The sequence below is a fragment of the Pseudomonas sp. Z3-8 genome (assembly GCF_051131975.1).
Classification (GTDB): Bacteria; Pseudomonadota; Gammaproteobacteria; order Pseudomonadales; family Pseudomonadaceae; genus Aquipseudomonas.
This window is the reverse complement of record NZ_CP071643.1, coordinates 1,075,365-1,097,500: the sequence shown is the minus strand read 5'-3', so window position 1 is coordinate 1,097,500 and position 22,136 is coordinate 1,075,365. Positions and strand designations below refer to the sequence as shown.

General features: G+C 61.9%; 22 protein-coding genes (1 of these 22 only partly in view). 9 read left to right on the top strand and 13 right to left on the bottom strand.

Annotation, left to right across the window (positions count from 1 at the left end):
* The 4 genes from pssA to J3P94_RS05120 form a co-directional block, all read right to left on the bottom strand.
* On the bottom strand, nucleotides 1-669 hold the 5' portion of the coding sequence (pssA, locus tag J3P94_RS05135; RefSeq protein ID WP_305498795.1) for a CDP-diacylglycerol--serine O-phosphatidyltransferase. 177 nt of this gene lie to the left of the window's left edge; 669 of the gene's 846 nt are visible here — the first part of the coding sequence; the start codon lies at nucleotides 667-669; its stop codon lies beyond the left edge, outside the window.
* Between the two features lie 144 nt (nucleotides 670-813).
* Nucleotides 814-1,830 carry a ketol-acid reductoisomerase gene (gene ilvC, locus J3P94_RS05130; protein WP_003185459.1) on the bottom strand — a complete coding sequence of 339 codons (1,017 nt, stop codon included), beginning with the start codon at nucleotides 1,828-1,830 and terminating at the stop codon, nucleotides 814-816.
* Nucleotides 1,831-1,875: 45 nt separating this feature from the next.
* Complete coding sequence (ilvN, locus tag J3P94_RS05125) at nucleotides 1,876-2,367, bottom strand: acetolactate synthase small subunit (RefSeq protein ID WP_003176102.1); 492 nt, start codon at nucleotides 2,365-2,367, stop codon at nucleotides 1,876-1,878.
* Nucleotides 2,368-2,369: 2 nt separating this feature from the next.
* Nucleotides 2,370-4,094 carry an acetolactate synthase 3 large subunit gene (locus J3P94_RS05120; RefSeq protein WP_305498794.1) on the bottom strand — a complete coding sequence of 575 codons (1,725 nt, stop codon included), beginning with the start codon at nucleotides 4,092-4,094 and terminating at the stop codon, nucleotides 2,370-2,372.
* A 400-nt stretch (nucleotides 4,095-4,494) separates the two neighbouring features.
* Here J3P94_RS05120 and J3P94_RS05115 point away from each other — a divergent pair, with 400 nt between their 5' ends.
* The gene (locus tag J3P94_RS05115) at nucleotides 4,495-4,917 is read left to right on the top strand and encodes a DUF4124 domain-containing protein (RefSeq protein WP_434571808.1); all 423 of its coding nucleotides are present in this window, start codon (nucleotides 4,495-4,497) and stop codon (nucleotides 4,915-4,917) included.
* 6 nt (nucleotides 4,918-4,923) lie between these two features.
* Here J3P94_RS05115 and J3P94_RS05110 read toward each other — a convergent pair whose 3' ends face one another.
* Genes J3P94_RS05110 through mrcB form a run of 3 tightly spaced genes read right to left on the bottom strand, consistent with a single transcriptional unit; the run spans nucleotide 4,924 to nucleotide 8,310 of the window.
* Nucleotides 4,924-5,253 (bottom strand): YqcC family protein, encoded by a 330-nt coding sequence (locus J3P94_RS05110; RefSeq protein WP_434571806.1) that lies wholly within the window; start codon nucleotides 5,251-5,253, stop codon nucleotides 4,924-4,926.
* Complete coding sequence (locus tag J3P94_RS05105; RefSeq protein ID WP_434571804.1) at nucleotides 5,253-5,975, bottom strand: tetratricopeptide repeat protein; 723 nt, start codon at nucleotides 5,973-5,975, stop codon at nucleotides 5,253-5,255. Before J3P94_RS05105 ends, J3P94_RS05110 begins: the two co-directional genes overlap by 1 nt.
* Before the next feature lie 16 nt (nucleotides 5,976-5,991).
* Nucleotides 5,992-8,310 carry a penicillin-binding protein 1B gene (mrcB, locus tag J3P94_RS05100; protein WP_434571803.1) on the bottom strand — a complete coding sequence of 773 codons (2,319 nt, stop codon included), beginning with the start codon at nucleotides 8,308-8,310 and terminating at the stop codon, nucleotides 5,992-5,994.
* A 116-nt stretch (nucleotides 8,311-8,426) separates the two neighbouring features.
* Between mrcB and J3P94_RS05095 the strand changes: the two genes are divergently transcribed.
* The 3 genes from J3P94_RS05095 (at nucleotide 8,427) to J3P94_RS05085 (ending at nucleotide 10,900) form a co-directional block, all read left to right on the top strand.
* Nucleotides 8,427-9,983 (top strand): AAA family ATPase, encoded by a 1,557-nt coding sequence (locus tag J3P94_RS05095; protein WP_434571801.1) that lies wholly within the window; start codon nucleotides 8,427-8,429, stop codon nucleotides 9,981-9,983.
* A gap of 90 nt (nucleotides 9,984-10,073) precedes the next feature.
* Nucleotides 10,074-10,415: a pentapeptide repeat-containing protein gene (locus J3P94_RS05090; RefSeq protein ID WP_434571799.1), complete on the top strand. Its 342-nt coding sequence runs from the start codon at nucleotides 10,074-10,076 to the stop codon at nucleotides 10,413-10,415.
* Nucleotides 10,416-10,627: 212 nt separating this feature from the next.
* Complete coding sequence (locus J3P94_RS05085) at nucleotides 10,628-10,900, top strand: TfoX/Sxy family protein (protein ID WP_039593847.1); 273 nt, start codon at nucleotides 10,628-10,630, stop codon at nucleotides 10,898-10,900.
* 219 nt (nucleotides 10,901-11,119) lie between these two features.
* On the opposite strand, the gene J3P94_RS05080 is transcribed toward J3P94_RS05085, so the two are convergent.
* From J3P94_RS05080 to J3P94_RS05065, 4 genes are read right to left on the bottom strand one after another with little or no spacing between them, the layout of a single operon-like run.
* Complete coding sequence (locus J3P94_RS05080; protein WP_434571798.1) at nucleotides 11,120-11,968, bottom strand: ChaN family lipoprotein; 849 nt, start codon at nucleotides 11,966-11,968, stop codon at nucleotides 11,120-11,122.
* A gap of 21 nt (nucleotides 11,969-11,989) precedes the next feature.
* Nucleotides 11,990-12,757 (bottom strand): heme ABC transporter ATP-binding protein, encoded by a 768-nt coding sequence (locus J3P94_RS05075; protein WP_434571796.1) that lies wholly within the window; start codon nucleotides 12,755-12,757, stop codon nucleotides 11,990-11,992.
* The gene (locus tag J3P94_RS05070) at nucleotides 12,757-13,740 is read right to left on the bottom strand and encodes a FecCD family ABC transporter permease (protein ID WP_434574097.1); all 984 of its coding nucleotides are present in this window, start codon (nucleotides 13,738-13,740) and stop codon (nucleotides 12,757-12,759) included. The genes J3P94_RS05075 and J3P94_RS05070 overlap by 1 nt, the downstream gene beginning before the upstream one ends.
* Before the next feature lie 50 nt (nucleotides 13,741-13,790).
* Nucleotides 13,791-14,660, bottom strand: coding sequence for a heme/hemin ABC transporter substrate-binding protein (locus J3P94_RS05065; RefSeq protein WP_434571794.1), 870 nt, complete (start codon nucleotides 14,658-14,660; stop codon nucleotides 13,791-13,793).
* Nucleotides 14,661-14,826: 166 nt separating this feature from the next.
* On the opposite strand from J3P94_RS05065, the gene J3P94_RS05060 reads away from it, so the two are divergent.
* On the top strand, nucleotides 14,827-15,144 hold the full coding sequence (locus tag J3P94_RS05060; protein ID WP_434571793.1) for a Rieske (2Fe-2S) protein: 318 nt from the start codon (nucleotides 14,827-14,829) through the stop codon (nucleotides 15,142-15,144).
* Here the strand turns inward: J3P94_RS05060 and sfsA are convergent.
* Entirely contained in the window at nucleotides 15,100-15,858 is a 759-nt protein-coding gene (gene sfsA, locus J3P94_RS05055; RefSeq protein WP_434571791.1) for a DNA/RNA nuclease SfsA, read from the bottom strand. The genes J3P94_RS05060 and sfsA overlap by 45 nt on opposite strands.
* A complete protein-coding gene (locus J3P94_RS05050) occupies nucleotides 15,858-17,030 on the bottom strand; it encodes a pyridoxal phosphate-dependent aminotransferase (RefSeq protein ID WP_434571789.1) in 1,173 nt (390 codons plus the stop codon). Before J3P94_RS05050 ends, sfsA begins: the two co-directional genes overlap by 1 nt.
* 337 nt (nucleotides 17,031-17,367) lie before the next feature.
* Between J3P94_RS05050 and dksA the strand changes: the two genes are divergently transcribed.
* The 4 genes from dksA (at nucleotide 17,368) to J3P94_RS05030 (ending at nucleotide 22,115) form a co-directional block, all read left to right on the top strand.
* On the top strand, nucleotides 17,368-17,811 hold the full coding sequence (gene dksA, locus J3P94_RS05045; RefSeq protein WP_434571787.1) for an RNA polymerase-binding protein DksA: 444 nt from the start codon (nucleotides 17,368-17,370) through the stop codon (nucleotides 17,809-17,811).
* A 229-nt stretch (nucleotides 17,812-18,040) separates the two neighbouring features.
* On the top strand, nucleotides 18,041-18,922 hold the full coding sequence (gene gluQRS, locus J3P94_RS05040; RefSeq protein ID WP_434571785.1) for a tRNA glutamyl-Q(34) synthetase GluQRS: 882 nt from the start codon (nucleotides 18,041-18,043) through the stop codon (nucleotides 18,920-18,922).
* A gap of 78 nt (nucleotides 18,923-19,000) precedes the next feature.
* Entirely contained in the window at nucleotides 19,001-19,177 is a 177-nt protein-coding gene (locus J3P94_RS05035; RefSeq protein WP_003176118.1) for a hypothetical protein, read from the top strand.
* The gene (locus J3P94_RS05030) at nucleotides 19,161-22,115 is read left to right on the top strand and encodes a sensor histidine kinase (RefSeq protein ID WP_305498777.1); all 2,955 of its coding nucleotides are present in this window, start codon (nucleotides 19,161-19,163) and stop codon (nucleotides 22,113-22,115) included. The genes J3P94_RS05035 and J3P94_RS05030 overlap by 17 nt, the downstream gene beginning before the upstream one ends.
* Nucleotides 22,116-22,136 lie beyond the last annotated feature (21 nt).

Genomic DNA, 22,136 nt, shown 5'->3' with positions numbered 1-22,136 from the left:
TTTGATGTTGCTGACCATCAGCATCCCGGCCGCCGCCACCAGCAATGCCACCAGGAACGACATTTTCGAGCCCTGGATGCCGTAGTCGCTGAATGCCCAGACCACGCCGGCCACCACGCCCGCGGCTGCAGGGCTCGCGAGACCGATGAAGTAGCGTTTGTCGGCAGTGCCGACCTGGGTATTAAAACGTGCCAGGCGCAACGCGGCACCGGCCACATAGATGAAAGCCACCATCCAGCCGACCTTGCCCATGTCGCCCAGCGCCCAGCCGAACGCCAGTAACGCGGGGGCAACACCGAACGCGACCATGTCGGACAGTGAGTCGTATTCGGCGCCGAATGCACTCTGGGTATTGGTCATGCGGGCCACGCGCCCGTCAAGGCCATCGAGCACCATGGCGACGAATATCGCAATGGCAGCCAGGGCGAAATAGCGGCTTGCCCCGGCACTGTCACCAGCACTGAGCGCCGCCTGGGCGCTCATGGAGCTGATGATGGAATAGAAGCCGGCAAACAGGTTCGCGGTGGTGAACAGGTTCGGCAGTAGATAGATGCCACGATGCCGGACCTTACGGCCTTCAGCGTCATGGCCCTCTTCGACGTGTTCATCGATGGGCAACAGGCTTTCGGCGTCAGGAGCCTGGTTCGGCTCGTCGGGACGTTCGCTCATGGACAGTACCTTGCAACGGTGTGAAAAAATTCGACAGGCGTCTGGGACGACGGTTCGGCCGCAAACGATGCAGCTTTATACCAGAAGCCAATGCCCAAACGAAAAAACGCGGCCAGGGCCGCGTTTTTTCGATCAAGTCGCGACTCAGTTCTTGGCTTTGTCGACGATCTTGTTGGCACCGATCCACGGCATCATGGAGCGCAGTTGCTCGCCGATGATTTCGATACCGTGAGCGGCGTTGTTGCGGCGCTTGGCGGTCATCGAAGGATAGCCGGTGGCGCCTTCGCTGATGAACATCTTGGCGTATTCACCGTCCTGAATACGTTTCAGGGCGTTGCGCATGGCCTGGCGAGATTCGGCGTTGATGACTTCCGGACCGGTCACGTACTCGCCGTACTCGGCGTTGTTGGAGATCGAGTAGTTCATGTTGGCGATACCGCCTTCGTACATGAGGTCAACGATCAGTTTCAGTTCGTGCAGGCACTCGAAGTAGGCCATTTCCGGCGCGTAGCCAGCTTCAACCAGGGTTTCGAAACCGGCTTTGACCAGCTCGACGGTGCCGCCGCACAGAACGGCTTGCTCACCGAACAGGTCGGTTTCAGTCTCGTCCTTGAAGGTGGTTTCGATGATGCCGGTACGACCGCCACCCACGCCGGCGGCGTAGGACAGCGCAACGTTCTTGGCATTGCCGGACGCATCCTGATAGATCGCGATCAGGTCAGGGATACCGCCGCCCTTGACGAACTCGGAACGGACGGTGTGGCCCGGGGCCTTCGGCGCGATCATGATCACGTCGAGGTCGGCGCGCGGCACAACCTGGTTGTAATGGATCGCGAAGCCATGGGAGAAGGCCAGGGTGGCGCCTTTCTTGATGTTCGGCTCGATTTCGTTCTTGTACAGGGCAGACTGGAATTCGTCCGGGGTCAGGATCATGACCAGGTCGGCAGCGGCAACGGCGGAAGCCACGTCGGTGACTTTCAAGCCGTGGGCCTCGGCCTTGGCGACGGTAGCCGAGCCTTTGCGCAGGCCGACGGTTACGTCAACGCCGGAATCTTTCAGGTTGCACGCCTGCGCGTGACCTTGGGAGCCGTAGCCGATGATGGCGACTTTTTTGCCCTGGATGATCGACAGGTCGCAATCTTTATCGTAGAAAACTTTCATGAATTTCCCCTATATCCGGCCATTCCGGCCATTCGCTAATTTGGTTTAGATGCTCAGTACTTTGTCGCCACGGGCAATCCCGGTAACGCCACTGCGTACGGTTTCCAGGATCGAGGCAGTTCCGATCGATTGAATGAAGCTGTCGAGCTTGTCGCTGGTACCGGTCAACTGAACGGTATAGACGCTGGCGCTGACATCGACGATCTGCCCACGATAAATATCGGTAGTGCGTTTGATCTCGGCGCGCTGGGCGCCGGTGGCCTTGACCTTGACCAGCATCAGCTCGCGTTCGATGTGAGCGCTCTCCGACAGGTCCACCAGCTTGACCACCTCGATCAGCTTGTTCAGGTTCTTGGTGATCTGCTCGATGACTTCATCGTGGCCCACGGTGGTCAGCGTCAGACGCGACAGGGTCGGGTCCTCGGTTGGCGCCACGGTCAGGCTTTCGATGTTGTAGTTGCGCTGCGAGAACAGGCCCACTACACGAGACAGAGCACCCGGTTCGTTTTCCAGAAGCAAGGAAATAATATGTCGCATGATTAGGTACGCTCCGTCTTGCTCAGCCACATATCGCGCATGGAGCCGTCTTTGATCTGCATCGGGTAGACGTGCTCGCTGGTATCGACCTGGATATCGAGGAACACCAGGCGGTCTTTCATGGCGAAGGCTTCTTCAAGCCCGGACTTCAGGTCCTTCAAGTCGGTGATGCGGATGCCCACGTGACCGTAGGCCTCGACCAGCTTGACGAAATCCGGCAACGATTCCATGTAGGAATGCGAATGACGGCTGCCGTAGCTCATGTCCTGCCACTGGCGAACCATGCCCAGTACACCGTTGTTCAGGTTGACGATCTTCACCGGCAAACCGTACTGCAGGCAGGTCGACAGCTCCTGGATGTTCATCTGGATACTGCCTTCGCCGGTGACGCAGGCGACGTCGTTGTCCGGGAAGCTCAACTTGACGCCCATGGCCGCCGGGAAGCCGAAGCCCATGGTGCCCAGGCCACCGGAGTTGATCCAGCGGTTAGGCTTGTTGAACCGGTAGTATTGCGCCGCGAACATTTGGTGCTGGCCAACGTCGGAAGTCACGAAGGCATCGCCCTTGGTCACTTCGCACAGGGTCTCGATGACGGTCTGCGGCTTGATCACGCTGCCGTCGCCCTTGTCGTACGGGAACAGGCCACGATCACCGCGCCATTCATCGACCTGTTTCCACCAGGCGGCCACGGACTCCTTGTTCGGAGCCTCGCCGATTTCCTTGAGGATGGCGACCATCTCGGTCAGCACGCTCTCGACCGGACCGACAATCGGCACGTCTGCCTTGATGGTCTTGGAGATGGACGCCGGGTCGATGTCGATGTGAATGATCTTGGCGTTCGGGCAGAATTTCGCCGGGCCATTGATGACCCGGTCGTCGAAACGTGCGCCCACGGCCAGGATGACATCGGCATGGTGCATCGCCAGGTTGGCGGTGTAGCTGCCGTGCATGCCGAGCATGCCGATGAACTGGCGGTCGGTGCCCGGGTAGGCGCCAAGCCCCATCAAGGTATTGGTAACCGGCAGGTTGAGCATCTTTGCCAATTCAGTCAGCGGCGCGGAGCCACCACCGAGGATGACTCCACCACCCGAGTACAGGACCGGGCGCTTGGCCGCGAGCAGCATTTCGGCGGCCTTGCGGATTTGTCCCGAGTGACCGCGTACGGCCGGGCTGTAGGAGCGCAGCTTGGCTTTTTTCGGATAGATGTACTCGAATTTCTCGGCCGGGTTGGTCATGTCTTTCGGCACGTCGACCACGACCGGACCTGGACGACCGGACTCAGCCAGGTAAAAGGCTTTTTTCATGACCTCCGGGATTTCCGACGCGTGCTTGATCATGAAGCTGTGCTTCACGATCGGCCGGGAGATACCGATCATGTCGGTTTCCTGGAACGCATCGGTACCGACCATGGTGCTGGGCACCTGGCCAGAGATGATCACCATCGGGATCGAGTCCATGTAGGCCGTGGCGATACCGGTGATGGCGTTCGTGGCGCCAGGGCCGGATGTCACCAGAACCACGCCGGCCTTGCCGGTGGCGCGGGCATAGCCGTCAGCCATATGGGTGGCCGCTTGTTCGTGGCGAACCAGGATGTGGGTCACTTCCGGTTCTTTGAACAGGGCATCATAGACATGAAGGAGAGCACCGCCGGGGTACCCGTAGATATATTTGACGCCTTCGTCACGCAAGAAGCGGACGAGCATCTCACCGCCAGATAAAAGCTCCACGTTGTTCACCTCTAAAACGCCAGAATACCGACCCACGAAAAGGGGACGGGTCTTAATAGGTTTACTTCTCGGCAGAGCATGAGCGACGGTGGTCGCCGACTACGTCAGCACTGACTGAGCAAGTATTGGGATCGTCCCAAGTGTTGCGGGCCTTTCCCACCCAGCGCGAGGTAACGCGTTGCGGGTGTAACAGGTCGGCGCGGATGTGCGCCTCATGATCTGCCGAGTGGGTCTGCTTCTGGCAGTCCCTCTACAGCGGACTTTGGATTCTTCTGTTTCGCCCTCTGCAAGTCAAGTCGTCAATGTGCTTTATTGAAGTAAGCACATGAGAACGCAAGAAAAAACCTTTAAACGGCTACTCTGTTAGCTTCAATTGCGCAACCCAGGACAAGGAAACAGCATGCGAACGATGTTATTGACGGCCTGCCTGCTGGCGGGCCTGAGCCCGATGAGCATGGCCGGCCAGATTTACAAATGGGTGGACGCCCAGGGCGTGACCCACTTCGGCGCCCAGCCGCCGCAAGGCGTAGAGGCGACAACCGTGGGCAGATCCGCACCGCCCGCTCCCAAGCCGGCAGCACCTGTTACCGGCGGTGTCGTCGGCGATCAAAAAGCCATCGACCAACAGGTAAAGCAGCAAGTTGCCGAGCAGGAAGCCCAACTCAAGGCGTTCTGCGAACAGGCCCGAACTAACCTGGCGCAACTGCAGAACAACCCCAGGGTCAGGGAAGACGTGGAAGGCGAAATGCGCCGGCTCACGGATGAAGAGCGGCGCCAGCGCATCGATGAGACCCGCAAGCAGATCGAAGAACACTGCCAGTGAGGGAAGTCAGCGGGCGTCGCTGATCAACTGGTCGAACTGCGCCAGCAACCGCTGCAACTCGGCGCCCTGCCCTGGCCGCTGGGCATAAACCATTTCGGCCATGGCCAGGATGCCCGAGGCGTTAGGCAGTGGCAGGTCGTTTTCCAGGATCGCCTTCATCCGCGGCAGGAAGATCCATTGCAGCCACTGCTCGAAATCCAGGGTATCGACCGCAAACGGCTCGACACTCGCCAGCGCCTCGGCCGAAGGCGAAACGCTGCTCCACCAACCCTGGACGCGCAGTTCGCGCTCGATCAGCAGCAACTGATCGGCGATCTGGGGAAAACGAACATCCATCAGAGTGAAACCTTGGCTTTCTGACGGGCCAGTGCGGCGCCAGCGGAGTCGCCTTGTTTCTCGCGGGCTTGGGCAATCAGTTCCCAAAGGCTTGCCTGGAGTGCCGGCCGACCGCTGGAGAATGTCAGGCCGCGGCGCGCCAGTTGCTCGGCTTGCGGCGCATCGCCCTGGGCCATGCGTACCTGGGCCAGCCGATAAAGAACCTGAGGCTCGCGCGGCGCGACACGCTGGGCGCGCTCGAGGCTGGAGGACGCGCCGTTGAGGTCACCACCGGCCTGCTGCTGTTGGGCCGTAGTCAGCAGCGCCAGCACCGGACCATCCAGTTGCTCATCGGCGGACAAGCCACCGGAGCTCGCCGACGGGATGCTGCTCGGCGTCGATGGCATGCTGTAGCTGCCCTGGTCGATCGGCGAAGTCTCGATAGGACCCGGCGTGATCGGCCCCGGTGTGATCGGCGTGCTGCTGATGGGTGCCGACGTGGCAGCGCCACCACCGGGCACCATCACCACGACGCCCGTATCACCCTGGGGAATCGCCTGGGTCTGAGCACCCTGCACCGGCCGCTTTACGGTCGTCTGACGGAAACCGCCATTGGCCGAGACCCGCTCGCTGTTGGAAACGGCGGTACCGGAGTCGACAACCGGAATCGAGCCGCGCTGTACGGTAGAGCAGCCGCTGAGCAAAGCCACGGCGGTTACCGCTGGAATCAACCACTTGTTCACTTGAAACCCTCTTTGCTTAATTCACCCAGTCCTTGACCCAATCCATCACCGATTCGGCTGGGTTCTGGCCGCCACACGCCGCACCGGGCGGCGGTTCGCTCCCGCGAATATACGGCATCTGAACCGCGCCCGGGCAATTCGCGTCGGAGCCCTGCCCGGTGCGTGAATCGACCCAGGCCTGGACGATGTTGTCCGGTTGCGGCATGTCCAGCGGCAACGGGTCGGCCTTGCGCATGAAACTGGTCCAGACCTGCAATGCGCCGGTGGCGCCGGTGAACGGCGTCTTGCCGTTGTCGTCACGCCCCAACCAGACCACCGCCAGCAAGTCCTGGCTGAACCCGGCGAACCAACTGTCGCGCGAATCGTTACTGGTGCCGGTCTTGCCCGCCAGGGTCAGCGTCCGCGGAAGCACGTTATAGACCGAGCTGCCGGTACCTTCACGCATGACCCGCTGCATGGCGCTTTGGATCAGATAAATGGAAGCCGGATCGAAACGCTGCTGGATCTGGAACGGATAACGCTTGAGCGGCTCGCCGTCGGCGGTCAGCACACTGCGGATGCCACGCATCGGCGTATTGAAACCACCGTTGGCCAGGGTCTGGTACATCGCGGCCACTTCGATCGGGGTCAGGCCACCGGCGCCCAACAGCATCGACGGGAAAGCCGGGAACTCGCGGTTCACCCCCAGGCGCGCCAAGGTCTTGAGCACATTCGGCACGCCGACTTCCAGCCCGAGGCGAGCCGTTGAGAGGTTGTAGGAATGCGCCAGGCCCTGATAAAGGAATACCGTGCCGTGGGGACGACGATCATAGTTTTGCGGCGTCCAGACCTGGCCGTCCGCGCCCTTGACCGAGAATGACTCGTCGGAGAGCCAACTGGTCAGCGTGTACTGGCTCGGTTTTTCCAGAGCGGTGAGGTACACCGCCGGCTTGATCAGCGAGCCGATCGGGCGCACCGCATCCAGCGCCCGGTTGAAACCGGCATAGCTGGCCTGACGGCTACCGATCATCGCCTGGACTTCGCCGGTTTCCGGGTTGGTCACGACCATAGCCGCTTCGACTTCGTCAGAGCCCTTGCGCCCCGCCAGGCGCTTGAAGGTGTCATTGACCGAGGCCTCGGCTTTCATCTGCAGGATCGGATCGAAGCTGGTGAAGATGCGCAAGCCTTCTTCGGTCAAGTCTTCGTCGCGATAGTCTTCGCGCAGCTGACGCTTGACCAGGTCCATGAAGCCCGGGAACGAACTGTCCGCGAGGCTGCCGCGCTTGGTCACGCCCAGCGGCATCTTTTTCGCCGCTTCTACCTGCTCGGCCGTGGCCACGCCTTGTTGCTGCAACAAGTCCAGCACCAGGTTGCGCCGCTCGAGGGCGCGCTCCGGATTGCGACGCGGGTTGTAGGAAGACGGCCCCTTGACCATGCCGACCAACAACGCCACCTGGTGCAACTTGAGCTCGGACAGCGGCTGGCTGAAGAAGAACTGGCTGGCCAGGCCGAAACCGTGCACCGCCCGCTGGCCGTCCTGGCCGACAAAGACCTCGTTGAGGTAGGCCTCGAGGATTTCCTGCTTGCTGTAATGCAGCTCCAGCAACAACGCCATCATCGCTTCGGTGAGCTTGCGGGTCAGGCTGCGCTCGTTGGTCAGGTAGAAGTTCTTGACCAACTGCTGGGTCAGGGTACTGCCGCCCTGGCGCATGTGTCCCGACGAGGTATTGACCCAGACGGCCCGGGCAATCGACTTGGGCGAGACGCCGAAGTGATGGTAGAAATCACGGTCTTCGACGGCGATTAGGGTTTCAAGCAGGAACGGCGGCACCTGATCGATCTTGATCAGGATCCGGTCTTCGAGATTTTTCGGGTACAACCCACCAATCAGCAGCGGCTCGAGGCGCACCACCGACAGGCTCGCATTGTTGGCGCCCGTCAGCGCGGCCACATAGTCACCGGAGAAACGCACCCGCACCGGCTGCGCCTGCTCCATGCCTTCATAGAACTGGAAGCCGCGAGTATTGATGTCGATGGTGTTGCCATTGACCGAAGCTGCACCCGGGCCATTGGCCACGCTTTCACGGCGATAACCCAAGGCATCGAGCTCGGTCAGGAAATCCTCCTTGCTCAGCTTTTGTCCGACGAACAGCTCCAGCGGCCGCGCGTAGACCTTGGCCGGAATGGTCCAGCGCTTGCCGGAGAATTTCTCCTGGACCACGGCATCGAGGTAGACGGCAAAACCGGCGAGCACGACAAGGCCCACCAGGCTCAGTTTAAGGGCCCAGCCCAGCCAGGGCCGCAGGCGGCTGGCGGGAGGTTTCTTGGGGGTACGGGGGGATCGGGTACGAGTCATGGCGGCGGATTATACGCACTTTGGCGTGGTTCAACATGCGTCCGCCAAGGTTTGCGTTAGCCTCGCTTGCCGCCATAATGAGCGCCTTGAATTTTCCCGCCTCTGAAGGATCGCCCGTGAGCCAATCACTGATCGCTGCCCTGCAAAACCCGGCCCTTTACCCGCATCCCGTCGAAGGGTTCCAGGTCATCGAAACCCATATTTCCTGGGTGTTGCTCACCGGGCCCTACGCCTACAAATTCAAGAAACCGGTCAATTTCGGTTTCCTCGACTTCACCAGCCTCGACGCGCGCAAGCATTTTTGCGCTGAAGAACTGCGCCTGAACCAGCGCCTGACCCAGGACCTCTACCTGGAAGTCCTGCCGATTACCGGCAGCGCCGAAGCGCCAAGCCTCGGCGGTGATGGTCCGGCCATCGAATACGCCCTGAAGATGCGCCAGTTTCCCCAGAGCCAACTGCTCAGCACGCTCCAGGCCAACGGCGAACTGACCACCGCGCACATTGATGAAATGGCCGCGCAGATCGCCCAGTTCCATCTTTCGACGCCCAAGGTGCCCGCCGACAACGCGGCAGGCACGCCGGACAGCGTCATGGCGCCGGTGCGGCAGAATTTCGAACAGATCCGTCCGTTCCTCAGCGACAAGGCTGACCTGCTGCAACTCGAAGCCCTGCAAGCCTGGGCCGAAAGCAGCTTCGAACGCCTCAAGCCGCTGCTGGCCCAGCGCAAGACCGAAGGCTTCACCCGCGAATGCCACGGCGACATCCACTTGGGTAATGCCACCGTGATCGATGGCCAGGTGGTGATTTTCGACTGCATCGAGTTCAACGAGCCGTTCCGTTTCACCGACGTCTACGCCGACACCGCGTTCCTGGCGATGGACCTTGAAGACCGCGGCCTCAAGTCACTGGCGCGGCGGTTCGTCAGCCAGTACCTGGAGCTGACGGGCGATTACCAGGGCCTGGAGCTGTTGAACTTCTACAAGGCCTACCGCGCCCTGGTACGCGCCAAGGTCGCGCTGTTCAGCATGCCCGCCGAAGCCGATCCGGTGCAGCGCGCCACGACTCTGCGCCAGTACCGCAACTACGCCAACCTGGCCGAAAGCTACAGCACCATCCCGTCGCGCTTCCTGGCGATTACCCATGGTGTTTCGGCCGTGGGCAAAAGCCATGTCGCTATGCGCCTGGTAGAGGCCCTGGGCGCGATTCGCCTGCGCTCGGACGTGGAGCGAAAGCGCCTGTTCGGCGAGCAGCAAATACCGAACGATCCCCAGGCCGGCATTTATAGCAGCGACGCCAGCTGCACCACCTACGCCCGCCTGCATGAAATTGCCGACGCGATCCTGCACGCAGGTTTCCCGGTGGTAATCGACGCCACCTACCTCAAGCGTGAGCAGCGTGACGCCGCCGCCAGGATCGCCGAAGGCACGGGCGCGCCGTTCCTGATCCTCGACTGCGACGCGCCGCAGGCGGTGATCGAAAGCCGACTCGCCCAGCGCCAGGCGGACCAGAAGGACCCGTCCGACGCGAACCTGGCCGTCATCGCCGCCCAACAGGCCGGCCGCGAAGCGTTGACCCCGGCGGAAATCCTTTGCAGCAAACGGGTTCAGACCAACGAAAGCGGCACGCTGGATGTTGTGGTCGCGCAGATCCGCCAACGCTTGCCAGGCCTGTAGGAATTATTTCGGCCGTGAAGCGACGCCCGGCTTCACGGCCGTCAAATAGTGGCACTATACTGGCGTCATAAAACCAGCAGGTGATATGAAATGAGCCACCCCAAGCTTCTCGACACCCCGCTTTATGCCTTGTTGCGCAACGACGATATCGCCGGCTTCAACAGCGAACGGCCTCAAGGGCCGATCGACATGCGCGGCGGCGATTTCCGTGGTCTTGACCTGCGTGAACTGAACGCGGACAACGTCGATTTCTCCGATGCCTACTTCCGTTCCGCCGATTTGCGCGGCGTCGATTTTCGTAACTCGTCGCTGGAAGGCGCGAGCCTCGCCCACGCGCAGATTTCCGGTGCCTACTTCCCGCCCGAGCTGTCGGCCGATGAGATCCTGATGTCGATGAATTTCGGCACACGCCTGCGCTACCGCACCCGCTAAGCCTGAAGCAACCGAGGCCCGGCATCGAACAGACCTCCAGCGCCCCCGCCTGCGCTGGACGACGTGCCGTGTTTGTCGTTCTGCACCTATCGTGCGTAATGCATTAGAAGGTTTTGCGTCGATTCCGACCAAACAATCACGCTTTTCCTACTGACCGCTACACTCCTGAGAAGCTTGCCCACTGCACCAGTCGGCCGTCGCAAGGAGGCTCGATGAATGATGAACTGCAACACCTGAAGAATCTGGGCAAGACGTCAGCCCAGTGGCTGCATGCCGTGGGCATCCACAGCGCCTCGGATCTACGCCGCCTCGGCGCGGTGGACGCCTATCGCGCCGTTCGCACTCGCGGGTTCCGGGCATCAAAGGTATTGCTGTATGCCATCGAAGGCGCATTGATGGACATGCATTGGAACGATATTCCCGCTGAACGCAAGGAAGCCCTCAACAAACAGCTGGATGCCATTTCGGCTCGCCACAAAGCCTGACGCACGATTTTTGCCGCCCACATTGCGCCGCCCCATTATTTTTGGCGAATCGAAAAACTTTGTTTGACTTGGAAATGAGAATCGCTATGATTACCACATCCGGTCGCGAGACTGGTCGATATTTGAAAAGCCCTTGGTTCGGACTCTCAGATATCTCCTCATCAGGCTAATCACGGTTATTTGACCCGGCTTTTGCCGGGTCTTTTTTTGCCCGGAATATCACTTGCCTTGTTGTCCACGCATCTGCGCGCAGTAATCCTGAGGCGGGGTGGCCGGGGTGTACCACACATAATCAGCCATGGCCGACGTAACGTTGCTCCCCTCCTCGGCCAGCATCAGCACAACCGGCGCTTCGTTGGCGCCCAGGTCCCGCACATGCAGCGGCACGCCGACGTCTTTTCGCCCATGCCAGGCACCGGCAAACAACAATGCAGGCGTCGGCGCCTTGAGCAACTGCTCCGCCATTCGCCGGTCTCGCTGCTGCTGGACCGCCAGCATCGCCGGCATCTGCGATTCCGGCAACAGGCCGCAATGGGACTCGCGGATCTGTCCCAGCAGCTTTTCCTTCACCACGGACCAATTGGAGCGCTCGCCCTGCACCAAGGGCATTTGACGATAAATGCGCTGGATCTCCGTGCGGTCAAGATTGGCCGCCAGCACCGGATAAGGCTGAGGCAAAGCGAACTCCACCACCGCTCCGTACAGGTTCCAATCCCAACCCGGCGACCAGTCCAGCGCGCCGGGCAAATCCTTGGGCAAGGCTGGCAACTGGCGAACCGCGTCGACCTTCGGCTGCTGCTGTGGCGTCAGCATCTCCAAGAGCAAGCTGCCTTGGGCTCGATGTTCGGCCAAGGCCTGGAGCAACCAGCGTTGCAACACATGATGGTCGCGGTTGTCGTGCTGCTCTCCGACCACGACACGCGAGGCCTTCGCCAAGCGCTCGACCAACGTAGGCGACGAGAGGGCCTGGCCATTTTGCAGGTCAAGGATCCGTCCGTTGACCGGAGGCGGCGCGATACTTTGGCAAGCCGTCAACACACTCAAAGCCAGGATCAGGAACAGGCGCACATCTGCATCCTCCAGATTGCCTCAGCGGGCGATGATCAACGGATGCCCGCGCTCCGGATGGGACTGCACCAGCACTTCCAGGCCGAATACCGCCTTGAGCGGCTCCGGGCGCAGCACGTGCCGGGGCGTGTCCAGGGCCACCGGCCGGCCGGACGCAAGCAGCAACAGGCGGTCACAGTAACGCGCCGCCAGGTTCAGGTCATGCAGGATCACCAGCACGGCGGCGCCGCGACCGGCGAATTCACGCACCGCTTGCAGGATGGTGTGCTGGTGCAAGGGATCGAGCATCGAAGTCGGCTCGTCCAACAACAGCGTCTGCCCCACCTCGCCCGGCCACAGTTGCGCCAGCACCCGCGCCAGGTGCACCCGCTGGCGTTCGCCACCGGACAGGGTCAGGTAGTTGCGGCCATACAGATGCGTGGCATCCGCGGCCTGTAATGCCGATTCAACGATCTGCGCGTCCCGCAATTGGCCGCTCTGGTGGGGCAGGCGCCCCATGCCGACCACCTCTTCCACGCGGAATGCAAAATCCAGGGTCGATGATTGTGGCAACACCGCCAGACGACGGGCGCGCTCGGCGCCGCCCCACTGGGCGAGGGGCCTGTCGTCGAGCCAGACCTGGCCCCGGGCCGGACGCAACTCGCCACACAAGCCTGCCAGCAGCGTACTTTTGCCCGCACCGTTGGGCCCGAGCACACCGAGCACTTCGCCGGGATTGAGCTGAAAGTCGATGTCCGCCAGTACGGTTTTGCGGCCCCGGAGAATATGCAGGTCATGCGCTCGCAGCATCAGGCACGCCCCCGCAGCAACAGATACAGGAAGAACGGTGCACCGATGAACGCGGTGACAATGCCGATGGGCAATTCCGCCGGGGCCAGCGCGAGGCGCGCCACCAGATCGGCGAACAGCAGCAGGCTCGCCCCGGCCAGGATTGAAGCCGGTAGCAGGACGCGATGGTCGGGGCCCGCCATCAGCCTTACCAGATGCGGCACCACCAGCCCGACAAAACCGATCATGCCCGCAGCCGCCACCGCGGCCCCAACGCCCAGCGCCGTGCAGAACACCAGCTCACGCTTGAGCCGTTCGACGTCAATGCCCAGGTGCGCGGCCTCGGACTCGCCGAGCAACAAGGCGTTGAGCGCACGGGCCCGACGCGGCAACCAGATCGCCACGCCGACGCTGACCAGCAGCAGGGGCCACAAGCGCGCGTAGGTGGCGCCGTTCAGGCTGCCCAGGTTCCAGAACGTCAGGGTGCGCAGGGTCGCGTCATCCGCCAGGTAAGTGAACAAGCCGACCGCCGAGCCGGACAGCGCGGTCAGGGCGATCCCGGCCAGAAGCATGGTCGCGACGTGAGTCTGACCGTCGCGCCGGCCGAAGCGATAGACCAGCGCCGTGACCCCGAGCCCGCCGAGGAACGCACACAGTGACAAAAGATAAGGTCCCAGCGCTTCGGGCAGCCCGCCCAGCATCGAACCGCCGACGATGGCAAGCGCTGCCCCCAGCGCCGCACCACTGGAAACCCCGACCAGCCCCGGGTCCGCCAGCGGGTTGCGAAACAGCCCCTGCATCGCCACGCCGGATAACGCCAATACCCCGCCCACCGCCAGCCCCAGCAAGGTACGCGGCAGACGGATCTGGCCAAGGATCAGTTCGGCCTGTTCCAAGCCATCGGCAGCCACCGGCAAGCCCGACAGGCGCATGGCGGCGCGCAGGGTATCGAACAGCGGCAAGCTCACCGGCCCCAAGGCCAGGGACAACCAGATCGCCAGCAGGCATAGCAGGCCCAGCCCGATGAATAAAGTGCGTGGCTTGACCAGCGCAGTCATGGGGCCTTGACCGGATAAAAACCGTCGGTGAGCTTCATCAGGCTTTGCGGCAGGCGCGGACCCAATCCGCCCACCAGCAGCGTCGGGTCCAGTTCCATGACACGCCCACTCTTGGCGGCCCGGGTCGAGGACAAGATCGGATTTTCCTTGAACAGCGCGGCGCGCGCTTCTTCGCCGGTCAAGGCTCGATCGGCAAAGATCAGCACTTCAGGATTCAAGCTGGCTAGGGTTTCCACGGAAAACGGTTTGTAGCCGCTGTGGGTCGCCAGGTTGTGACCACCGGCCTGCTCCAGCAACCAGTCGGCGGCGGTGCCTTTACCGGCGATCAGCGATTTGCCGCCAGCATTGCCCACCAGCAGCAATACACCAGGCGCCTTCTGCCTGAGCCGGGCTGCGTTTACGCGGACGGCGTGCTGGGAAAGCCGTTGTTGATAGTCATCGAACAACTCCGCAGCCTTGGTCTCGGCCCCCAAGAGCTGCCCCAGGTGACGCAGATTGGTCTGAAGCGCCTCCAGGCTCGGCGCCGCCGAGAACAACTCGACCGGCACCCCGGCCGCACGAATTTGCGCGAGCACCGGCGGCGGTCCCATTTCCTCGGTACCCACCAGAATTTGCGGCCGCAAGCTCAGCACGCCCTCCGCCGACAGCTGTCGCTGATAACCGATACTGGGCAGCGCTCGCAACGACTCGGGATGCTGGCTGGTGGTGTCCACGCCCACCAGCTTCGACTCACCGCCGAGCGCACTGACCCACTCCGACAAGGCACCCCCAGCGCTCACCCAGCGTTGCGGCAGATCGGCCGCCAGCGCTCCCTGGCTGGCCAAAAGGACGACACAGAGCGCAGCAACGCGGAAATTCAAGCGCATCGGACAGCTTCCTCAGAGAAATTTTTCACAGGGCCGAGCCTGGCGACGTATCCTCGGTCACCTGTGAGGGAGGCGCCATTTGATAATTGTTTTCATTTGACCGTCAAGCGCGGAACCTATGCCACATGAATCCCACAGGAGGATTCACAGACATGTCGAGACCCACATGAAATACCTTTGCGCCGCCGCTGAGTTACCGGGCAACAGCAGTCGCGGCTTCGACATTGAAGGGCGCAAGGTCCTGGCCGTGCGACGTGCAGGCCAGGCCTACGTCTATCTCAACCGCTGCCCGCATCGCGGTGTGCCGCTGGAGTGGCAGCCTGACCAGTTCCTCGACCCCAGCGCCAGCCTGATCCAGTGCGCGACCCATGGCGCGCTGTTCCTGATTGAAAGCGGTGAATGCGTCGCCGGCCCTTGCGCCGGGCAGTTCCTGGCCGCGCTACACAGCCGGGAGGATGATCAGGGCATCTGGGTCGACCTGTAGCGGTTCAAGCAAAACCGGCAGCGGGCGATCCACCCATATCTGCTCCGGCGTCAAGGTGACCCCGTAGGCCAACACTTCCACCCCGGCGGCCACCGCCTCACGCAACGCCGCCGCGTACACCGGGTCGATTTCCTGCGCCGGGCGCACCGCGTCGATGCCACTCAGGTTTACGCAATACAGCTGCACCGCCCGTACGCCGTCGCGGGCCAGACAAGCCAGTTCCCGCAGATGTTTGGCGCCACGCAGCGTCACCGCATCGGGAAATGCCGCCACGTTTGTTGCATCGAAACCCAGCGTGACACTTTTGACCTCGACCCAGGCCGAGGTCTGGTCGGCATAGTCGAGTCGAAAATCGATACGGCTGTTCTCCACGCCGTAGGCGACTTCGCGCTTCAGCCCGACAAAACCGTTCAGCTCTTTGATGACACCCGCGCGCAGCGCCTCTTCCACCAGGGGGTTGGCTCGCGCGGTGTTGATGCAGGCCAACCGGCCTTGAGGGGTTTCGCCTATTTCCCAGGTCCCTGGCAGCTTGCGCTTGGGATCGCTGGAGCGGCTGAACCAGACGCGTGCGCCCTCGGCCATGCAATTGAGCATCGAGCCGGTGTTCGGGCAGTGGATGGTGAGCAGTTCGCCGTCAATGGTCTCGATATCGGCGAGAAAACGCTTGTAACGTCGAATCAGTCGACCTTCTTCCAGTGCAGGAGAAAAACGCATCAGCCTCGCCAGCTCCGCAGTCCACGTTCGATTCGCGTCACCGCTTCCTGTAGCCGAGGCAGGCTTTGGGTGTAGGCAAAACGCACATGATGACCGGCCTGGTGCCGACCGAAATCCAGCCCCGGCGTGAACGCCACGTGTTCGGTTTCCAGGAAATGCTGGCAGAACGCAAAGGCATCGCCGCCGAACGCGTTGATATCGGCGTAAAGATAGAACGCACCTTCGGGCTCCACCGCGATGCCGAATCCCAACCCACGCAACGCCGGCAGCAGGAAGTCGCGACGCCGCGCAAACTCGGCACGACGCTGCTCGAAAATCTCGATGGTCGCGGGTTCGAAACAGGCCAGGGCCGCGTACTGGGCCATGCTCGGCGCACTGATGTAAAGATTCTGCGCAAGTTTCTCCAGCTCACTGACCGCCGCCGAAGGGGCCACCAGCCAACCGAGCCGCCAACCGGTCATACCGAAATACTTGGAAAAACTGTTGAGAACAAAAGCATCGTCGTCCACTTCCAGCACACTGGTGGCGTCGGTGCCATAAGTCAGGCCGTGATAGATCTCATCGACGACCAGATGGCCATTGTGGCCTTTGATTGCCCTGGACAACCCCGCCAACTCGTCCCGAGAGAGAATCGTCCCGGTCGGGTTGGCCGGCGATGCCACCAATGCCCCCACGCTGTCTTGATCCCAATGGCGATCCACCAGGTCCGGGGTCAGTTGGTAACGCACGTCCGGCCCTACTGGCACCAATTGCGCAGCACCTTCGATCAGGCGCAGGAAATGGCGGTTGCAGGGGTAGCCAGGATCGGCCAGCAACCAATGCTTGCCCGGGTCGACGAGCAGGGCACTGGTCAGCAACAAGGCACCAGACCCACCCGGCGTGACCAGGATGCGCCGCGGATCGATGTCGACGCCGTGGCGCTGCGCATAAAAGCCGGCGATGGCCTCGCGCAACTCGGGAATGCCGCGGGCTGCGGTGTAACGGGTCTTGCCGGCCGCCAGGGCGGCCTGGCCGGCCTGGATGATCGGCTCGGCGGTGGTGAAGTCCGGCTCGCCGATCTCCAGATGGATGACGTCGTGCCCGGCAGCCTGCAATTCGTTGGCACGCGCCAGCAGCGCCATGACATGGAACGGTTCGATGGCACGGCTGCGTGCGCTGTAGGGCTGGGCCATTGGGGCCCTCCTTCACGAAAAAAGAACCGATTCTACCCAACTCGGGCAGCGGTGCGGGAACGAGCGGGAATACACAATGGTCCTACCGTAGATCGCTGGAAATGGCTTCGGCGATTGGCCCAGGCTTGACTAGAATCAAGCATTGAGCAGGATTGCACCCCCACCGAAGCGAACCCGGCCACGTTTTACAGGCCCCGGCCGCCGCAGGCTCGACAACCGGGAGTAGCGCGGCCCGATTTGATCTGGTAAGTTCGCCCGCTTGCAGCCGCAGGGCCGGCAGGTGTCGGTGATGGAGCAATCCTGCGTAGTGGATTACAAGAGTAGAGGCGGTCCATTCATGCCCACCCAAGCAAAGCAGAATCAAAATCAGTCGCTCAGCGGGTTTGAGCCGTATATCCCACAACCGGGCGAAGAGTACATGGGCGCCCCGATGCGCGCGCACTTCACCAAGATCCTGAACAAGTGGAAACAGGACTTGATGCTGGAAGTCGACCGCACCGTGGACCATATGAAGGACGACGCTGCCAACTTCCCCGACCCGGCCGACCGTGCCAGCCAGGAAGAAGAGTTCGCCCTCGAACTGCGCGCCCGTGACCGGGAACGCAAGCTGATCAAGAAAATCGACAAGACGCTGCAACTGATCGAAGACGAAGAATACGGCTGGTGCGAGTCCTGTGGCGTCGAGATCGGCGTCAAGCGACTGGAAGCACGTCCAACCGCAGACATGTGCGTAGACTGCAAGACCCTGGCGGAAATCAAGGAAAAACAGGTCGGCAAGTAATCGCCGGGGCTGTCACCGAAACGGAGCGTTCATACGCTCCGTTTTTTGTTTCCGATATTTTCTCCAGGCTGATTATCCCTCTGTGGGAGCGAGCCCGCTCGCGAAAGCGGTGGGTCAGCCAGCTTGATATGACAGATACACCGCTATATCGCGAGCAGGCTCGCTCCCACAGGGGATATGTTTTGTTGTCGAGATTGCCTACCGCCCTGACCCCAATGACATTCGCCTTATGACTGCCTACATCGGACGCTTCGCCCCCACCCCCAGCGGCCACCTGCACTTCGGCTCGCTGGTCGCCGCCCTGGCATCGTACCTCGACGCCCGGGCCGCGGGCGGGCGCTGGTTGTTGCGCATGGAAGACCTCGACCCACCGCGGGAAGAGCCCGGCGCGCAAGCGGCGATCCTTAATGCGCTGCAAACCTATGGTTTTGAATGGGATGGCGAAATGGTCCGCCAGAGCGACCGCCATGAAGCCTATCAACTGGTCATCGATCGCTTGTTCAGCCAAGGCCTGGCCTACGCCTGCACCTGTTCGCGCAAGCAACTGGAACCGTATCAGGGTATTTACCCAGGGCTATGCCGCAACGCCGGCCACGACACCGAGGACGCCGCCATCCGCCTGCGCGTCCCCGAGCTTGAATATCACTTCACCGACCGGGTCCAGGGCGAATTTCGCCAGCATCTGGGCCGTGAGGCCGGTGATTTCGTGATCCGTCGTCGTGACGGGCTCTACGCCTATCAGCTGGCGGTGGTGCTGGACGACGCCTGGCAAGGCGTCACCGATATCGTTCGCGGCGCTGATCTGCTGGACTCCACGCCCCGCCAGCTCTACCTTCAGGAACTCCTCGGGCTGCCACAACCGCGTTACCTGCATGTGCCGCTGATCACCCAGCCCGACGGGCACAAGCTCGGCAAATCCTATCGTTCACCGCCGCTGACAGCGGACCAGGCTACGCCGCTGCTGTTACGGGCATTGCGCGCACTGGGCCAGCAACCGGGCCCGGAACTCTGCGATGCCAGCCCCCGCGAACTGCTGGCCTGGGGCATTCGGCACTGGGATGCGAGCAAGATCCCGCGCGTCCTCACCCTGCCCGAAGCGCAAATACCATGACGGCCCTTGCAGCCTGCCGCCTATCCGTTACCATCGCCGCACGTTTTCGGGCACGCGCATAAACAAAGAGAGGCCGGGATGTACATCTATCGCTTGGTCCTGCTTTTGGTAGTGGGGATCTACCTGTTCTCCCCGGCCATCATGGATTGGTGGATCGATGCCACGGGTGCCTGGTATCGGCCGTATCTGCTCTGGCTGATCCTGATCGTCGTGACCTTCATCCTGCAGAGCCAAAAAGATGCCGATGAGCTTTAGCCTGACCCAGATGATCCTGATCAGCGCCGCCTACCTGGCGGTGCTGTTCGGCGTGGCCTGGATCAGCGAACGAGGCATGATCCCCCGGGCGATCATCCGCCACCCGCTGACCTACACCCTGTCGCTGGGGGTCTACGCCAGCGCATGGGCGTTTTATGGCACGGTCGGGCTGGCCTATCAGTATGGCTATGGTTTCCTGTCCAGCTACCTTGGGGTGTCCGGGGCCTTCCTGCTGGCGCCTGTGTTGCTTTATCCAATCCTGAAGATCACCCGTACCTACCAGCTGTCATCGCTTGCCGACCTGTTCGCCTTCCGCTTTCGCAGCACCTGGGCCGGCGCGCTGACCACGATCTTCATGCTGGTCGGCGTGTTACCGCTGCTCGCTCTGCAAATCCAGGCCGTGGCCGATTCCATCAGCATCCTGACCCGCGAACCGGTGCAACATCGAGTAGCGCTGAGCTTCTGCGCGCTGATCATTCTGTTCACGATTTTTTTCGGCTCCCGGCACATCGCCACCCGGGAAAAACACGAAGGCCTGGTATTCGCCATTGCCTTTGAATCGGTGATCAAGCTGATCGCCATCGGTGGCGTCGGCCTCTACGCGCTGTACGGCGTGTTCGATGGCCCGCAACAGCTGGAGCTTTGGCTGTTGCAGAACCAGACCGCCCTCGCCGCCCTGCATACGCCTTTGCAGGAAGGCCCGTGGCGCACCCTGTTGCTGGTGTTCTTCGCCTCGGCAATCGTGATGCCGCACATGTACCACATGACCTTCACCGAAAACCTCAACCCGCGCTCACTGGTCAGCGCAAGCTGGGGCCTGCCGCTGTTCCTGCTGTTGATGAGCCTGGCGGTGCCACTGATTCTGTGGGCAGGTCTGAAACTCGGCGCCAGCACCAATCCGGAATACTTCACTCTCGGCATCGGCATTGCCGCCAACAGCAAGGCCCTGGCATTGCTGGCCTATATCGGCGGGCTGTCGGCGGCCAGCGGCCTGATCATCGTCACCACTTTGGCGTTGTCGGGCATGGCCCTCAATCATCTGGTGCTGCCGCTCTACCAGCCGCCGGCGGAAGGAAATATCTACCGCTGGTTGAAATGGACCCGCCGCGCGCTGATCGTTGCGATCATCATGGCCGGTTATGGTTTCTACCTGATGCTGGGCGACGGGCAGGATCTGGCCAACCTGGGCATCGTCGCGTTCGTCGCCACCCTGCAGTTCCTGCCCGGCGTGCTGTCGGTCCTGTATTGGCCAACCGCCAACCGCCGCGGTTTTATCGCCGGCCTGCTGGCCGGGATCCTGGTCTGGCTGGTCGCGATGCTGTTGCCGCTGCTGGGCAACCTGCAGGGGTTCTACATCCCGCTGCTGAACATGATCTACGTGCTCGACGACACCAGCTGGCACATGGCAGCCATCGCCTCGCTGGCGGCGAACGTGCTGATGTTCACCCTGATTTCGCTGTTCACCAACGCCAGCAGTGAAGAAGCCAGCGCCGCCGAAGCCTGCGCCGTGGATAACGTGCGTCGCCCGCAACGCCGGGAACTGCATGCCGCCTCGCCCCAGGAATTCGCCACGCAACTGGCCAAGCCGCTGGGCGCCAAGGCCGCACAAAAGGAAGTCGAACAGGCCCTGCGCGATCTTTACCTGCCGTTCGATGAGCGTCGCCCGTACGCGTTGCGTCGCTTGCGCGACCGGATCGAAGCCAACCTGTCCGGCCTGATGGGCCCCAGCGTGGCCCAGGACATGGTCGAGACCTTCCTGCCTTATAAGGCAGGCGGCGAAAACTACGTGACCGAAGACATCCACTTCATCGAAAGCCGCCTCGAGGACTACCACTCGCGCCTCACTGGCCTCGCCGCCGAGCTGGACGCCTTGCGCCGCTACCACCGCCAGACCCTGCAGGAACTGCCGATGGGCGTCTGTTCGCTGGCCAAGGACCAGGAAATCCTCATGTGGAACAAGGCCATGGAGGAGCTGACCGGCATCGCCGCCCAGCGCGTGGTCGGCTCGCGCCTGAGTACCCTGGGCGAGCCGTGGAAAGGTTTGCTGCAAGGCTTCATCGACCTGCCGGACGAACACCTGCACAAACAGCACTTGGCTCTTGACGGCCAGACCCGGTGGCTGAACCTGCACAAGGCGGCGATCGACGAGCCGTTGGCGCCGGGCAACAGCGGCCTGGTGCTGCTGGTGGAAGACCTGACCGACACCCAGATGCTCGAAGACAAACTGGTCCATTCCGAGCGCCTGGCCAGCATCGGACGACTGGCCGCCGGCGTGGCCCACGAAATCGGCAACCCGATCACCGGCATCGCCTGCCTGGCGCAGAACCTGCGCGAAGAACGCGAGGACGACGGTGAGCTGACGGAAATCAGCGGGCAGATTCTCGAACAGACCAAGCGCGTGTCGCGCATTGTCCAATCCTTGATGAGTTTCGCCCACGCCGGCGGCCACCAGCACAACGACGAACCGGTGTGCCTGGCCGAAGTTGCCCAGGACGCCATTGGCCTGCTGGCACTCAACCGGCGCAATTTCGAAGTTCAGTTCTTCAACCTGTGCGACCCCGATCATTGGGTCGATGGCGATCCCCAACGACTCGCCCAGGTACTGATCAACCTGCTTTCCAACGCGCGCGACGCCTCGCCGGCCGGGAGCGCGGTACGGGTCAAGAGCGAAGCCTTTGAACACACGGTCGACCTGATCGTCGAAGACGAAGGCAGCGGTATTCCACAGAACATCATGGATCGATTGTTCGAACCTTTCTTTACCACCAAGGATCCTGGCGAAGGCACCGGTCTGGGCCTCGCACTGGTCTATTCCATCGTTGAAGAGCATTATGGACAAATCACCATCGACAGCCCGGCCGATGTTCAGAGCCAACGCGGCACCCGTATCCGGGTGACCTTGCCGCGTCATGTCGAAGCGACGTCCGCTGTGAACTGAGACCGTCGAGAGAATCGAATC

Excerpts from the sequence above, each read along its gene's own strand:
- ilvC (WP_003185459.1), bottom strand. The coding sequence starts at position 1,830 with ATGAAAGTTTTCTACGATAAAGATTGCGACCTGTCGATCATCCAGGGC.
- ilvN (WP_003176102.1), bottom strand. The coding sequence starts at position 2,367 with ATGCGACATATTATTTCCTTGCTTCTGGAAAACGAACCGGGTGCTCTG.
- J3P94_RS05115 (WP_434571808.1), top strand. The coding sequence starts at position 4,495 with ATGCGAACGATGTTATTGACGGCCTGCCTGCTGGCGGGCCTGAGCCCG.
- J3P94_RS05110 (WP_434571806.1), bottom strand. The coding sequence starts at position 5,253 with ATGGATGTTCGTTTTCCCCAGATCGCCGATCAGTTGCTGCTGATCGAG.
- mrcB (WP_434571803.1), bottom strand. The coding sequence starts at position 8,310 with ATGACTCGTACCCGATCCCCCCGTACCCCCAAGAAACCTCCCGCCAGC.
- J3P94_RS05090 (WP_434571799.1), top strand. The coding sequence starts at position 10,074 with ATGAGCCACCCCAAGCTTCTCGACACCCCGCTTTATGCCTTGTTGCGC.
- J3P94_RS05085 (WP_039593847.1), top strand. The coding sequence starts at position 10,628 with ATGAATGATGAACTGCAACACCTGAAGAATCTGGGCAAGACGTCAGCC.
- J3P94_RS05075 (WP_434571796.1), bottom strand. The coding sequence starts at position 12,757 with ATGCTGCGAGCGCATGACCTGCATATTCTCCGGGGCCGCAAAACCGTA.
- J3P94_RS05065 (WP_434571794.1), bottom strand. The coding sequence starts at position 14,660 with ATGCGCTTGAATTTCCGCGTTGCTGCGCTCTGTGTCGTCCTTTTGGCC.
- J3P94_RS05060 (WP_434571793.1), top strand. The coding sequence starts at position 14,827 with ATGAAATACCTTTGCGCCGCCGCTGAGTTACCGGGCAACAGCAGTCGC.
- sfsA (WP_434571791.1), bottom strand. The coding sequence starts at position 15,858 with ATGCGTTTTTCTCCTGCACTGGAAGAAGGTCGACTGATTCGACGTTAC.
- J3P94_RS05050 (WP_434571789.1), bottom strand. The coding sequence starts at position 17,030 with ATGGCCCAGCCCTACAGCGCACGCAGCCGTGCCATCGAACCGTTCCAT.
- dksA (WP_434571787.1), top strand. The coding sequence starts at position 17,368 with ATGCCCACCCAAGCAAAGCAGAATCAAAATCAGTCGCTCAGCGGGTTT.
- gluQRS (WP_434571785.1), top strand. The coding sequence starts at position 18,041 with ATGACTGCCTACATCGGACGCTTCGCCCCCACCCCCAGCGGCCACCTG.
- J3P94_RS05035 (WP_003176118.1), top strand. The coding sequence starts at position 19,001 with ATGTACATCTATCGCTTGGTCCTGCTTTTGGTAGTGGGGATCTACCTG.
- J3P94_RS05030 (WP_305498777.1), top strand. The coding sequence starts at position 19,161 with ATGCCGATGAGCTTTAGCCTGACCCAGATGATCCTGATCAGCGCCGCC.